The organism is Kitasatospora sp. NPDC001540 (genome assembly GCF_042894345.1).
Classification (GTDB): Bacteria; Actinomycetota; Actinomycetes; order Streptomycetales; family Streptomycetaceae; genus Kitasatospora; species Kitasatospora phosalacinea_C.
This window is the reverse complement of the sequence record NZ_JBIAVO010000052.1, coordinates 1-15,602: the sequence shown is the minus strand read 5'-3', so window position 1 is coordinate 15,602 and position 15,602 is coordinate 1. Positions and strand designations below refer to the sequence as shown.

The following is a 15,602-nucleotide window of genomic DNA, read 5'->3' as shown; positions in this document are numbered from 1 at the left end:
GACTGCCACATTCGAGGCACTATGACGACGACCGTACCGACCCAGAACGGGGCCCGAGAACTGGGCGCCTGGATCCGCCGCTTCCGGCCGGCCGAGGACGCCGCCGTCCGGCTCGTCTGCCTCCCGCACGCCGGCGGGGCCGCGACCTACTACTTCCCGGTGGCCAAGGCCCTGGCCCCCGAACTCGACGTGCTCGCCGTGCAGTACCCCGGCCGCCAGGACCGGCGCACCGAACCCGTCATCGAGGACGTGCGCGCCCTCGCCGACCGGATCACCGCCGAGCTGCTCCCCTGGACCGACCGGCCGCTGGCGCTGTTCGGCCACAGCATGGGCGCCCTGGTCGGCTACGAGGTCGCCCGCCGCCTGGAGGCCGCGGGCAGCGCCCCGCTCGGCCTGTTCGCCTCCGGCCGGCGCGCCCCGTCCACCGTCCGCGAGGAGGGCGTCCACCGGCGCGACGACCAGGGCATCGTCAGCGCCCTGCGGGAACTCAGCGGCACCGGCGACGAGGTGCTCGACGACGCCGACCTGCTCGGCATGGTCCTCACCGCGGTGCGCGGCGACTACAAGGCCGTCGAGACCTACCGGGCCGACGCCGGACCGGTGCTGACCTGCCCCGTCGAGGTGCTCACCGGCGACAGCGACGCCATGACCAGCCCCGAGGAGAACCGGGCCTGGGAGCGCCACACCACCGGCGGGTGCCGGGTCACCGAGTTCCCCGGCGGCCACTTCTACCTGGTCGACCAGGCCCCCGCCGTGCTCGCCACGATCCGGGAGCGCACCCGCGCCTGGGCCGCGGCCGCGCCGCAGCGCCCCTGATGGCCCGTCAGCACCCGGCGAGCCACCGGGGAGCGCGGTGAACGGCCACCCCGACGACGGCCACCCGCGGATCTGGGCGGTCAGCGACCTGCACGTCGCCCACCCCGACAACCGCGCCGTCGTCGACCGGCTGCGACCCGCCCACCCCGGCGACTGGCTGCTCGTCGCCGGTGACGTCGGCGAACTGTACGCCGACGTCACCGCCGCCCTCGACCTGCTGGCCGCCCGCTTCGCCAAGGTGGTCTGGACCCCCGGCAACCACGAACTGTGGACCCACCCGCACGACCCGGTCACCCTGCGCGGCGAGCACCGCTACCACCGCCTCGTCGAGCACTGCCGCAGCCGCGGCATCGCCACCCCGGAGGACCCGTACCCGGTCTGGACCGGGCCCGGCGGACCCGCCGTGGTCGTCCCGCTGTTCGTGCTCTACGACTACAGCTTCCGGCCCCCCGGCACCCGCGACGCCGCCGAGGCGCTGGCCGTCGCCGAGGCCGCCGGGATCGTCTGCACCGACCAGTTCCTGCTGCACCCCGACCCGTACCCCAGCCGCGAGGACTGGTGCCGGGCCCGGGTCGCCCGCACCGAGGAGCGGCTCGCCGCGCTGCCCGCGGACCTGCCGACCGTCCTGGTCAACCACTACCCGCTGGTGCGCGAGCCCACCGAGGTGCTGCGGCACCCCGAGTTCGCCCAGTGGTGCGGCACCGAGGCCACCGCCGACTGGCACACGCGCCACCGGGCCGTCGACGCCGTCTACGGCCACCTGCACATCCCGCGCCGCACCGTGTACGACGGCGTGCGCTTCACCGAGGTCTCGCTCGGCTACCCGCGCGAGTGGAGCCGCCGCCCGCCCGCCGAACCGCTGCGGCAGATCCTGCCCGCACCGGTGCCCGCCTGGGGAGGACGACTGTGATCGAGCGCATCCTGCCGGCCGCCGCGGTCGCCGTGCACACCGCCGAGGACGCCGACGACGGCTACCCGCAGGAGGCCGCCCTGGTCGCCCGGGCCGTCCCCGGGCGGCAGCGCGAGTTCGCCGCCGCCCGCTGGTGCGCCCGCCGCGCGCTGGCCGGGATCGGCCACCCCGCCGGGCCGATCCTGACCGGCCCGCACAACGAACCGCTCTGGCCGGACGGCGTCGTCGGCAGCCTCACCCACTGCGCGGGCTACCGCGCCGCCGCGGTCGCCCGGGCCGGGGAGATCGCCTCGCTCGGGATCGACGCCGAACCCCACCTCGCCCTTCCCGAGGGCGTGCTGGAGGCCGTCACCCGGCCCGAGGAGCTGCCCGCCCTCGCCGAACTGCGGGCCGCGCACCCCGCCGTGCACTGGGGCAAGGTGCTGTTCAGCGCCAAGGAGTCCGTCTACAAGGCCTGGTTCCCGCTCCAGCGGCGGAAGTTGGGCTTCCAGGACGCGGTCCTGCGGTTCGACCCGCAGGAGTGCGCCTTCCGCGTCGCCCCGGCCCAGGTCCGGCCGGTGGACGGCGGCGAGCTGCTGACCAGGATGCGCGGCCGCTTCCTGGTCGACGGCCCACTGGTCGTCACCTCCGTCGTCGTCGAGGACTGAGGACCCCGCCCCCTTCCCGGCCCCTCCGCGCAGCGGGGGAGCGGAGCAGGGGTGGCACAGGGGTGGGTGGGACAGGGGTGGCCCGAGTGCCCGGCGGGACGACCGCCGAGGGCCGCCGGCCACCCCCGCAAAGATGCCGAACACCGCAGGCGGGGCCCGATGCCGCCGCCGCGCGAGACCCCCGCACGGCACCGCGCGGGCACCCGTCCAGGGGCCCGGCCCGGGGTCGGCTAGGGGTAGGGGGACGCCTTCCGGCGCTCCTACTGTGAGCCACTGCACCAGGTCAGCCGACACGTGATTGAAGGGTGAGGGCACCATGGACAAGCCCGAAGAGAAGCTGCTCCACGCCCTCCGGGTCTCCCTCAAGGAGACCGAGCGTCTGCGCGAGCAGAACCGCAAGCTGGCGGACGGCCCGCGCGAACCGATCGCGATCATCGGCATGGCCTGCCGCTTCCCCGGCGAGGCGGCCACGCCCGAACAGCTGTGGCAGCTGCTCGCCGAGGGCGTCGACGCGGTCGGCCCGTTCCCCACCGACCGCGGCTGGGACCTGGAGCGCTTCTACGACCCGACCGGGGAGCGGCCCGGCACCAGCTACGTCGACGAGGGCGGCTTCCTGCACGACGCCCCCGAGTTCGACGCCGACTTCTTCGGCGTCTCCCCGCGCGACGCCCTGCTGATCGACCCCCAGCAGCGGATCCTGCTGGAGACCTCCTGGGAGGCGTTCGAGCGGGCCGGGATCGTCCCGCAGTCGGTCAAGGGCAGCCAGGTCGGCGTCTTCAACGGCGTGATGTACCACGACTACCCGGGCGGCTTCGGCTCCTCCGGCGTCGTCTCCGGCCGGGTGTCCTACCACTTCGGCCTGGAGGGCCCGGCCGTCACCGTCGACACCGCCTGCTCCTCCTCCCTGGTCACCCTGCACATGGCCGTCCAGTCGCTGCGCCAGGGCGAGTGCTCGCTCGCCCTGGCCGGCGGCGTCAGCGTCATGTCCACCCCCCGGATCTTCGCCGAGTTCAGCGCCGGACGCGGCATGGCCTCCGACGGCCGCTGCCACTCCTTCGCCGACGCCGCCGACGGCACCGGCTGGGCCGAGGGCGCGGGTGTGCTCCTGCTGGAGCGCCTCTCCGACGCCCGCCGCAACGGCCACCCCGTCTGGGCGGTCGTCCGCGGCACCGCCGTCAACCAGGACGGCGCCTCCAACGGCATGACCGCCCCCAACGGCCCCGCCCAGCAGCGCGTGATCCGCGCCGCCCTCGCCAACGCCCGGCTCTCCGCCGACCAGGTCGACGCCCTGGAGGCGCACGGCACCGCCACCACCCTCGGCGACCCGATCGAGGCCCAGGCCCTGATGGCCACCTACGGCCGGGGCCGCCCCGAGGACCGCCCGCTGTGGCTGGGCTCGGTCAAGTCCAACCTCAGCCACACCCAGGCCGCGGCGGGCGTCGCGGGCGTGATCAAGATGGTGATGGCGCTGCGCCACGGCGTCCTCCCGCAGACCCTGCACGTGGACGAGCCCACCCGGCACGTCGACTGGACCGCGGGCAACGTCCGGCTGCTCACCGAGCGCCGCGACTGGCCGGAGACCGGACAGCCCCGCCGAGCCGCCGTCTCCGCGTTCGGCCTCAGCGGCACCAACGCGCACGTGATCCTGGAGCAGTACGAGGAGCCTGCGGCCGAGCCCGTCGCGGTGCCCGGTGTGGTCGCCTGGCCGCTCTCCGGCCGTAGTGCGCAGGCGTTGCGGGCGCAGGCGCAGCAGTTGCTCGAGACGGCCGCTGACGGTGAACTCGTTTCGGTGGGGCGGTCGTTGGCGATGGCGCGGACGCACTTCGGGCACCGGGCGGTGGTCGTCGGCGGCGAGCGCGGCGAGCTGCTGGCGGGTCTGCGGGCGATCGCCGAGGGCGAGCAGGCCGGGCAGGTCAGTTCTTCCGGGCGGCTGGCGTTCCTGTTCACCGGGCAGGGCTCGCAACGCCTCGGCATGGGTGAGGAGTTGTACCGGGCCTACCCGGTGTTCGCGGCGGCGCTGGACGAGGTGTGCGGGCTGCTGGACAAGGGGCTGGAGCGTCCGCTCAAGGAGGTGATGTGGTCGGACGCGGAGGCGCTGAACCTCACCGGGTACGCGCAGTGTGCGCTGTTCGCCCTCGAGGTGGCGCTGTACCGGCTGTACGCCTCCTGGGGCGTGCTGCCGGACGCGGTGGCCGGGCACTCGATCGGTGAGTACGCGGCGGCGTACGCGGCGGGGGTGTGGTCGCTGGAGGACGCCTGCACCCTGGTCGGTGCGCGGGCGCGGTTGATGCAGGCGCTGCCGACGGGTGGCGCGATGGTCGCGATCGCCGCTGCGGAGGCGGAGGTTCGGGCCGCCCTGGTGTCGGGCGTGGACATCGCGGCGGTCAACGGGCTGCGGGCGGTGGTGGTTTCGGGTGAGGCCGAGGCGGTGGCGAAGGTCGCGGCGGGCTTCGAGCGCACCAAGGCGCTGACGGTCTCGCACGCCTTCCACTCCGCCCTGATGGAACCGATGCTCGCCGAGTTCCGTACCGTGGCCTCCCAACTCACCTACCAACAGCCGACCTTGACGGTCGTCTCGACCCTCACCGGCCAGGTCGCCGAGGAACTCACCACCCCCGACTACTGGGTGCGCCAGGTCCGCGAGAACGTCCGCTTCGCCGACGCGATCACCACCCTCACCACCCTCAACACCACCCGCTTCCTCGAACTCGGCCCCGACGCCGTCCTGACCGCCATGGCCGCCCAGAGCACCGAGGACCACCTGCTGGTGGCGGCCCTGCGCCGCGACCGCCCCGAACAGCACACCGCCGTCACCGCCCTCGCCACCCTCCACACCCACGGCACCCCCGTCGACTGGCACGCCTTCTACCCGCACCCCACCCCCCTCGCCGACCTCCCCACCTACCCCTTCCAACGGCAGCGCTACTGGCTGGAGCCGTCCTCCGCCGACGGTGACCCGTCCGCGCTGGGCCTGGAGGCCGTCGGCCACCCGCTGCTCGGGGCGGCCACCGTGCTGGCCGACTCGGAGGGCGTGGTGCTGCTGGGCCGCCTGTCGGCCACGACCCACTCCTGGCTGGCCGACCACCGGGTCGGCGGCCGGACGCTGCTGCCCGGTACGGCCTTCGTCGAGCTGGCGCTGCGGGCCGGTGAGCGGGTCGGGTGCGCGGCGGTGCGCGAACTGACGCTGCAGGCCCCGCTGGTGCTGGACGGGCAGCACGGCGTCCGGATCCAGGTCGGCATCGGCAACCCGGACGAGGACGGGGCCCGCCCGGTCACCGTCCACTCGCAGCCCGACGCCGAGCACAGCGAGGAGCCCTGGACCCTGCACGCCGAGGGCCTGCTCGCCCCGACCGGCGGCGCGGCCTCCTTCGACCTCGCCGCCTGGCCGCCGAAGGGCGCGCAGCCCGTCGACCTGGACGGCATGTACGAGGAGCTGGCCGCCGCGGGCGGCCTGGACTACGGGCCGGTGTTCCGGGGGCTGCGGGCGGCCTGGCGCCTGGGCGGGGAGGTGTACGCCGAGGCCGCGCTGCCCGAGCGGGCCCGGCACCAGGCGTCCGACTTCGGCCTGCACCCGGCGGTGTTCGACGCCGTGCTGCACGCGATCGGCCTGCTCGACGGCGATGGCGACGCCGGTGGTGACGGCTCCGCCGCGCTCCCGTACGCCTGGTCCGACGTGGAGCTGTTCGCCGCGGGCGCGGAGGCCGTCCGGGTGCGGATCGGCCGGGTCGGCGGGCCGGGGGCCGACGGCGCCCGGACGGTCGCGCTGCAGCTCGCCGACCCGACCGGGCAGCCGGTCGGCTCGGTCGGCGCGCTGACCCTGCGGACCCTCGCCCCGGGCGCCGCCCGCCCCGAACTGCTCCACCGGGTCGAGTGGACCCGGCGCACCGCCCCCGAACCGGCGCCGGACGCCGCCGCGCGGGTCGCCCCGCTCGACGGCCTCGCCGCGGACGGGCCGGTGCCGCCCGTCCTGGTGCTGCCGGTCGACGGCGGCCCGGACGCGGACGCCGCGCGGGCGGCGCTGCACGGGGTGCTCGACCGGTTGCAGGCCTGGCTCGCCGAGGAGCGCTTCGACGACGCCCGCCTGGTGCTGCTCACCCGCGGCGCGGTCGCCCTGCCCGGCGAGGAGCCCGCCGACCTGGCGGGCGCCGCGGTGCACGGCATGGTCCGCTCCGCGCAGGCCGAGTACCCGGGCCGCCTGTTCCTGGTCGACGCCGCCGCCGGGCAGGACGTCACCGCCCTGCTGCCTGGCATCGTGGCCGCCGAGCTGGCCGAGAGCGCCGTCCGCGGCACCGAGCTGTGGACCCCCCGCCTGGTGCGGGCCGCGGCCGCTCCCGAGGCCGGGCACCGGCCCTGGGCCGTCGCCGCGGCGCACCCCGGACAGGTGCTGGTCTCCGGCGGCACCGGCGCCCTCGGCGCCCTGCTGGCCCGTCACCTCGTCCGGCGGCACGGCATCCGCCGCCTGCTGCTGGTCAGCCGCAGCGGCGCCGCCGCGCCGGGCGCCGAGCGGCTGGTCGCCGAGCTGGGCGCGCTGGGCGCCGACGCCGAGGTCGCCGCCTGCGACCTGGCCGACCGCCAGGCCGTCCGGGCGCTGCTCGCCGAGCGGGAGATCGCCGCGGTCGTGCACACCGCGGGCGTGCTGCGCGACGGCACCTTCGCCGGGCAGAGCGCCGAGCGCTTCGACGCCGTGCTGGCCGCCAAGGCCGACGCCGCCTGGCACCTGCACGAACTGACGCAGTGCCACGAACCCGCCGCGTTCGTGCTGTTCTCCTCCGCGGCCGGTGTGCTCGGCGCCCCCGGTCAGGCCAACTACGCCGCCGCCAACAGCTTCCTCGACGCGCTCGCCGCGCGGCGCGCCGCCGACGGCCTGCCCGCCCAGTCGCTGGCCTGGGGCCAGTGGGCGCTGGCCGACAGCATGGGCGGCACCGGGAAGGCCGCCGCCGACGCGCTCTCCGCCGAGGAGGGCCTGGCCCTGTTCGACGAGGCCGCGGCCCGCGACGAGGCCGTCCTGGTCCCGATCCGGCTCGACCTCGCCGCGCTGCGCGCCGACCCGGACGCCTTCCCCGACCGGCTGCGCGGCCTGGTGCCCGCCGCCGTCCGCCGCCCCGCGGCCGCCGACCGGCAGGCCGGGGCCGAGCCGCTGCGCGCCCGGCTGGCCGGCCTGCCCCGGGCCGGGCGGCTGGCCGCCCTGACCGACCTGGTGCGGGTGCACGTCGCCGCGGTGCTCGGCCACGCCGGGGCCGAACTCGTCGACGCCGACCGGGTGTTCAAGGACCTCGGCTTCGACTCGCTGACCTCCGTCGAGGTCCGCAACCGGCTGACCGCCGCCACCGGCGTCCGGCTGCGGGTCACCGTGGTCTTCGACCACCCCACCGCCCGCGACCTCGCCGAGCACCTGCACGGCGAGATCTTCGGCGCCGACGCGGAGGCCGACGGGCCCGCGGACGCGCTCCCCGGCGCGGCGCAGGACGAGCCGATCGCGATCGTCGGCATGGCCTGCCGCTACCCCGGCGGCGTCGAATCACCCGACGACCTCTGGCAGTTGGTCACCTCCGGCGCCGACGCGGTCGCCCCCTTCCCGACCGACCGCGCCTGGGACATGGACTACTGGACCGAGCTGGTCGCCGCCACCGGCAAGCAGCCCGAGGGCGGGTTCCTGCGCGACGCCACCGACTTCGACGCGCCCTTCTTCGGGATCAGCCCCAACGAGGCGCTGATGATGGACCCGCAGCAGCGCAAGTTCCTGGAGGTCTGCTGGGAGGCGCTGGAGAGCGCCGGACTCGACCCGGCCGCCCTGCGCTCCACCCCCACCGGCGTCTTCGCCGGGGCCATGCAGAGCGACTACGACGCGGGCCCCGCCGGGCTGCTGCCCGACAACCTGTTCCACCGCGGCACCGGCACCCTCGGAAGCGTCGTCTCCGGCCGGGTCTCCTACCTGCTCGGCCTGGAGGGGCCCGCCGTCTCCGTCGACACCGCCTGCTCCTCCTCGCTGGTCGCCCTGCACGTCGCCGCCCAGGCGCTGCGCAACGGCGACTGCACGGTCGCGCTGGCGGGCGGCGTCACCCTGCTCGCCTCGCCGGAGGCGTTCGCGCTCTCCGACATCCAGGGCGGCTCCTCGCCCGACGGCCGCTGCAAGGCGTACTCCGCGCAGGCCGACGGCGTCGGCTGGGCCGAGGGCGTCGGCGTCCTCGTCCTGGAGCGGCTCTCCGAGGCGCAGCGGCGCGGCCACCAGGTGCTCGCCGTGGTCCGCGCCAGCGCCGTCAACCAGGACGGCACCTCCAACGGCCTCACCGCCCCCAACGGCCTCGCCCAGGAGCGGATGATCCGCCGGGCGCTCGCCGTCGCCGGGCTCGAGCCCGGCGACGTGGACGCGGTCGAGGGCCACGGCACCGGCACCACCCTCGGCGACCCGATCGAACTCGGCGCCCTGCTGGCCACCTACGGCCAGGGCCGGCCCGCCGACCGGCCGCTGTGGCTGGGCTCGGTCAAGTCCAACATCGGGCACAGCCAGGCCGCGGCGGGCGTCGCGGGCGTCATCAAGATGGTGCAGGCGCTGCGCCACGGCGTGCTGCCCCGCTCCCGCTACGCCCAGGAGCCCACCGGCGGCGTCGACTGGTCCACCGGGCAGGTCCGGCTGCTGGCCGAGAACCGCCCGTGGGAGGAGAACGGCCGCCCGCGCCGGGCCGGGGTCTCCGCGTTCGGCTACAGCGGCACCAACGCGCACGTCATCCTCGAACAGGCCCCCGCGCCCGCCGACGTCGAGCCGCCCGCCGCCGCGGCGCTGCCCGCGGTGCCGCTGCTGCTGTCCGCCCGCACCGACGAGGCGCTGCCCGCCCAGGCGGCCCGGCTGCACGCCCACCTGCTCGCCCACCCCGAACTCGAACTCGCCGACGTCGGCGCCCAGTTGGCCGCCACCCGGGCCGCGATGCCGTACCGGGCGGCCGTGGTCGGCGCCGACCGCGCCGAGGCGCTGGCCGCGCTGGCCGCCCTCGCCGAGGGCCGCACCGGGCCCGCCGCCCTCCGCGGCGCCGTGCGCACCGGCCGCCGCACCGCCTTCCTCTTCCCCGGCCAGGGCACCCAGCGCACCGGCACCGGCCGCGAGCTGTACGCCGCGCTGCCCGCCTTCGCCCGCGCCTACGACGAGGTCGCCGAGGCCTTCCGCCCCCACCTGGAGCGCGACCTGCGCGCGGTGGTGTTCGCCGAGCCCGGCAGCGCCGACGCCGCCCTGATCGACGAGACGCCGTACGTGCTGGCCTCGGTCTTCGCGCTGGGCACCGCGCTGTTCCGGCTGCTCGAATCCTGGGGCGGGCGCCCCGACTTCGTCCTCGGCCACTCGGTCGGCGAACTCGCCGCCGCGCACGTCGCCGGCGTCCTGCCGCTGCCCGACGCCGCCCGGCTCACCGCGCACCGCGGCCGCCTGATGGCCGCCCTCACCGGCGGCGCCGCCGTCGCCGTCGAGGCCACCCCCGAGGAGCTGGAGGCGCTGCTCGGCGACCGGGTCGCCCTCGCCGTGGTCAACGGCCCGCGCTCGGTCGTCATCTCCGGCGACGAGCAGCCGGTGCGGGAACTCGCCGCCCACTGGAGCGCCCTCGGCCGCCGCACCCGCCGCCTGAACGTCAACCAGGCCGTCCACTCCCCGCAGATGGACCCGATCCTCGACGAACTGCGCGCCGTCGCCGCCGACCTCTCCTACGGCGAGGCCCGCATCCCGATGGCCTCCACCGTCACCGGCCGCCTCCTCGAACCCGGCGAGGGCGCCACCCCCGCGTACTGGGTCGCCAACTGCCGACAGACCGTCCGCTTCCTCGACGCCGTCCGCACCCTGGAGCAGGCCGGCGTCACCCACTACGTCGAACTCGGCGCCGACGGCACCCTCAGCGCCCTCGCCCAGGCCTGCCTGACCGACCGGGACGGCGGCGCCGCGACGCTCCCGCTGCTCGACAAGGAGCGCCCCGAGACGCTCACCGTGCACCGGGCCGCGGCCCGCCTGCACGTCGAAGGGCTCGGCCTGGACGCCACCGCGCTGTTCGCCGGGCGCCCCGCGCGCCCCGTCCCGCTGCCCGGCTACGCCTTCCAGCGCCGCCGCTACTGGCCCGAGGTCGACCCCAAGGCGCTGCGCGGCGGCGGCGACCTCGCCGCCACCGGCCTGGAGGCCGTCGCGCACCCGGTGCTCGGCGCCGCCGTCGGCTTCGCCGACTCCGACGGCACCGCCCTGCTCGGCCGCCTCTCGCTCGGCACCCACCCCTGGCTGGCCGACCACCGGGTCGGCGGGGCCGTGCTGCTCCCCGGCGCCGCGCTGGTCGAACTCGCCGTCCGGGCCGGGGACGAGGTCGGCTGCCGCCGCCTGGAGGACCTCACCCTGGAACAGCCGCTGATCCTCGCCGAACGCGGCCGGGCCCAGCTCCAGGTGCAGGTCGCCGTCGGCGCCCCCGACCCGGACGGGCGCCGCGCCGTCGCCGTCCACTCCCGGCCCGGCCCCCGGGACCCGTGGACCCGGCACGCCGCGGGCACCCTCGCCGTCGACACCGGGGCCGACCCCGCCCCGCTCGCCGACTGGCCCCCCGCCGGGGCCGAGGCGATCGACCTCACCGGGCTCTACCCCGGCCTGGCCGAGGCCGGGCTCTCCTACGGCCCGCTGTTCCGCGGCCTGCGCGCCGCCTGGAGGCTGGACGGCGAGGTGTACGCCGACGTCGCCCTCGACCATTCCCCGGGCTCCCAGGTGCTCGGCTTCGGCCTGCACCCCGCCGTCCTGGACGCCGCCCTGCACGCCATCGCGCTCGTCGAGGGCGAGGTCACCCGCGGCCTGCCGTTCGCCTGGTCCGGCGTCGAGCTGTACGCCACCGGCGCCACCAGGGTCCGGGTCCGGGTCCGCCCGCTCGGCGGCGGCGCCGTCTCGCTCACCCTCGCCGACCAGGCCGGCGCCCCCGTCGCCGCCGTCGAATCGCTGCTGCTGCGCGGCGGCACCGAGCTCGGCACCCCCGTCGCCGCCGGACGCCACGAGTCGCTGTACGCCGTCGACTGGCTGCCCGCCGCCCTGGACGCTGTTCCCGGCGGGGCCGTCCGCGCCGTCGAGCAGCCGCACCCCGGCAACGACGCCGCCGCCGTCCACCGCGCCGCCCGCGCCGTCCTCGACCTGCTGCAGCGCGAACTCGCCGAGCGGGACGAGGCCGGGCCCGACGGACCGCTGGTGATCGTCACCCGCGGCGCCGCCGCCCTCCCCGGCGAGGACACCACCGACCTGGCCGGAGCCGCCGTCACCGGCCTGGTCCGCTCCGCCCAGTCCGAGCACCCCGGCCGCTTCGTCCTCGCCGACCTCGACGCGGACCCCGCCTCGGCCGCCCTGCTCCCCGCCCTGGCCGCCTCCGGCGAACCGCAGGCCGTCGTCCGCCGCGGCCGGGCGTCCGTCCCGCGGCTGGTCCGCCCCCGCCCGCTGCCCACCGACGGCAGCGCCGCCCCCGGCAGCACCTTCGGCGGCGAGGGCACCACCCTGCTCACCGGCGCCACCGGCACCATCGGCGCCCTGCTCGCCCGCCACCTGGTCACCGCCCACGGGGTGCGCCGCCTGCTGCTGGTCAGCCGCAGCGGCACCCTGCCCGCGGCCGCCGCCGAACTCACCGCCCTCGGTGCCCACGTCGAAGCCGCCGCCTGCGACCTCGCCGACGCCGACGCCGTCACCGCCCTGCTCGCCGCCGTCCCCGCCGAGCACCCGCTCACCGCCGTCGTCCACCTGGCCGGCGCGCTCGACGATGGCGCCCTCACCGCCCTCACCGGCGACCGGCTCGCCACCGTGCTGCGCCCCAAGGTCGACGCCGCACTCAACCTCCACCGGGCCACCCTGGACGCCGAGTTGAGCGCCTTCGTGCTCTTCTCCTCCGCCTCCGGCCTGTTCGGCAACCCCGGCCAGGGCAACTACGCCGCCGCCAACTCCTTCCTCGACGCCCTGGCCGCGCACCGCCGCGCCCACGGCCTGCCCGCCCAGTCCCTCGCCTGGGGCCTGTGGGCGGACACCCTCACCGGCGCCCAGCAGGCCCGGATGGCCCGTGCCGGAATGGGCGCGCTCTCCGCCGCCGAGGGCACCGACCTGCTCGACACCGCGGCCGTCCGCCCCGAGCACCTCCTCGTCCCCGCCAGGCTGCTGCTCACCACCGGCAGCACCCCCGCCACCGGCACCCCCCACCTGCTGCGCGCCCTCACCGCACCCGCCCGGCGCACCGCCGCCACCTCCGCCGCGCCCGCCGACCCGGCCGAGCTGCGCCGCCGCCTCGCGGCCCTGCCCGCCCCGCGGCGCGCCGAAGCCGTCCGCGACCTGGTCCGCGAGCACGTCGCCCACCTCCTCGGCCACCCCGACGCCGGAGCCGTCGACGCCCACCGGCCGTTCCTCGAACTCGGCTTCGACTCGCTCACCGCCGTCGACCTGCGCAACCGGCTCGCGGCCAGCACCGGACTGCGCCTGCCCGCCACCGTCGTCTTCGACCACCAGGACCCCGAGGCGCTCGCCGCCCACCTGCTCACCGAACTCGCCGACGCCGCCGCACCCGCCGGGGACACCGCCGCCGACACCCCCGACACCGCCTCCGACACCGCCTCCGACGGACTGCGCCAGCTCTTCGTCGAAGCCGTCCGGGCCGGGAAGACCCGCGAGGGACTCGCCGTCCTCGCCTCCGCCGCCCACCTGCGCCCCTCCTTCGCCTCGCTCGCCGAACTCGGCACCGCACCGACCGCGTTCAAGCTCAGCGAGGGCGCCGGACTGCCCCGCCTGCTCTGCCTGTCCACCCCCGTCGCCACCGGCGGCGCCTACCAGTACGCCCGGATCGCCGCCCAACTGCGCGACCACGCCCAGGTCTCCGTCCTGCCGATGCCCGGCTTCCTGCCCGACGAGGCCCTCCCCGCCACCGCCGACGCCGTCGTCGAAGCACTCGCCGCCGGCGTCCTGGCAGCCGCCGACACCGCCGGGGACACCCCCTACGCGCTGCTCGGCTACTCCTCGGCGGGCGTCTTCGCCTACGCCGTCGCCGCCCGCCTCGAAGCGGCCGGCCGCGGCCCGGCCACCGTGCTCCTGCTCGACACCTACCCCGTGGGCGGCGCCGCCGTCGGCGACGGCTCCGCCGAGGCCACCGCCTCCCGAGCCGGGACGGTCGTCGAGATGGCCGCCGGAATGCTCCGGCAGGAGTCCGGCCAGGACGGCCTCGACCGCACCAAGCTCACCGCGATGGCCCGCTACATGGAACTGCTCCCCACCGTCCCCGTCGCACCGCTGGCCGCCACGAGCGTCCTGCTGCGACCCGAGCACCGCTTCACCACCGGCGACGGCACCCCTGCCGGTACCCCTGCCGACGGCTCCGGGGACGACACCTGGCGCACCGACTGGAGCCTCGCCGACCAGGTCCGCACCGTCCCCGGCGACCACTTCAGCATCGTCGCCGACGACGCCCCGTCCACCGCGGCGGCCGTCACCGCCTGGCTCGCCGCGGAACTGGGGCCCGAGCGGTCCGAATAGGGGTGGGTCGGGCCAAGCACACGTCTATAGCGTTCGAAACGGGAGACGGACAGTGACGGACAACGCCGAGGGAATGGTGGCCGGTACGCCCATGGCCAGCGAGGAAAAACTGCTCAGCTACCTCAAGCGGGCCACCACCGACCTGCGGGAGGCCCGGCGGCAACTGCGCGACCACGAGCAGCGCGCCACCGAACCGATCGCGATCATCGGCATGGCCTGCCACTACCCCGGCGGCATCGCCACCCCCGAGGACCTGTGGCGCCTGGTCGCCGACGGCGTCGACGCCGTCGGCACCTTCCCCGCCGACCGCGGCTGGGACCAGGAGCGGTTCTTCGACCCGACGGGCGAGCGCCCCCGCACCAGCTACGTCAACCAGGGCGGCTTCCTCACCGACGCGGGCGACTTCGACGCCGAGTTCTTCGGCATCTCCCCCCGCGAGGCCCTCACCACCGACCCGCAGCAACGCCTCCTCCTCCAGGCCGCCTGGGAGGCCCTGGAACGCGCCGGGATCCGTCCCGGCACGCTGCGCGGCAGCGCCACCGGCGTCTACGCGGGCGTCATGTACCACGACTACCCGAACAGCAACTGCATCGGCAGCCTGATCTCCGGCCGCATCTCCTACACCCTCGGCCTGGAGGGCCCGGCCGTCTCGGTCGACACCGCCTGCTCCTCCTCCCTGGTCGGACTCCACCTCGCCGCCCAGGCCCTGCGCCGAGGCGAGTGCACCCTCGCCCTCGCGGGCGGCGTCGCCGTCATGGGCACCCCCGGCACCTTCATCGACTTCAGCGAACAGCGCGGCCTCGCCCCCGACGGCCGCTGCAAGCCCTTCGCCGACGCCGCCGACGGCACCGGCTGGGCCGAAGGAGCCGGCGTCCTCGTCCTCGAACGCCTCTCCGACGCCCGCCGCAACGGCCACCGCGTGCACGCCGTGCTGCGCGGCTCCGCCGTCAACCAGGATGGCGCCTCCAGCGGCTTCAGCGCCCCCAACGGCCCCGCCCAACAACGGGTCATCCGGGCGGCGTTGGCCGATGCCGGGCTGAGCGCGGCGGACGTGGACGCGGTCGAGGCGCACGGCACCGGCACCACGCTGGGCGACCCGATCGAGGCCCAGGCGCTGCTGGCCACGTACGGGCGCGAACGGCCGGAGGACGGGCGGCCGCTGTGGCTGGGCTCGATCAAGTCGAACATCGGGCACGCGCAGGCTGCGGCGGGTGTCGCGGGCGTGATCAAGATGGTGATGGCGCTGCGCCACGGCGTGCTGCCGCGCACCCTGCACGTGGACGCGCCGTCCAGCCACGTGGACTGGAGCGGCGGCGGCGTGCGGTTGCTCACCGAGGAGGTGCCCTGGCCCGCAGGCGAGCGCGTCCGCCGGGCGGCCGTCTCCGCGTTCGGGTTCAGCGGCACCAACGCGCACGTGATCCTGGAGCAGTACGAGGAGCCTGCGGCCGAGCCCGTGGAGGAGCCCGGTGGGGTGGTCGCGTGGCCGCTCTCCGGCCGTAGCGCGCAGGTGTTGCGGGCGCAGGCGGAGAGGCTGTTGGGGGCGGCTGACGGTGAACTCGTTGCGGTGGGGCGGTCGTTGGCGACGGCGCGGACGCACTTCGGGCACCGGGCGGTGGTCGTCGGTGCGGAGCGCGGTGAGCTGCTGGCGGGTCTGCGGGCGATCGCCGAGGGCGAGCAGGCCGGGCAGGTCAGTACGTCCGGGCGGCTGGCGTTCCTGTTCACCGGGCAGGGCTCG

3 protein-coding genes and 2 pseudogenes are annotated in these 15,602 nt (G+C 76.5%); all 5 read left to right on the top strand.

The annotated features are described in order from the left end of the window. The first annotated feature begins 21 nt into the window (after positions 1-21). Positions 22-816 carry a thioesterase II family protein gene (locus tag ACFY00_RS35500; RefSeq protein WP_388037658.1) on the top strand — a complete coding sequence of 265 codons (795 nt, stop codon included), beginning with the start codon at positions 22-24 and terminating at the stop codon, positions 814-816. Positions 817-853: 37 nt separating this feature from the next. Next, positions 854-1,726 carry a metallophosphoesterase family protein gene (locus tag ACFY00_RS35495; protein ID WP_388037656.1) on the top strand — a complete coding sequence of 291 codons (873 nt, stop codon included), beginning with the start codon at positions 854-856 and terminating at the stop codon, positions 1,724-1,726. Next, positions 1,723-2,373, top strand: coding sequence for a 4'-phosphopantetheinyl transferase (locus ACFY00_RS35490; protein WP_388037654.1), 651 nt, complete (start codon positions 1,723-1,725; stop codon positions 2,371-2,373). Before ACFY00_RS35495 ends, ACFY00_RS35490 begins: the two co-directional genes overlap by 4 nt. 328 nt (positions 2,374-2,701) lie before the next feature. After that, positions 2,702-13,867: pseudogene (locus ACFY00_RS35485) on the top strand (SDR family NAD(P)-dependent oxidoreductase); the annotation flags it as partial. Between the two features lie 91 nt (positions 13,868-13,958). Continuing rightward, positions 13,959-15,602: pseudogene (locus ACFY00_RS35480) on the top strand (type I polyketide synthase); the annotation flags it as partial.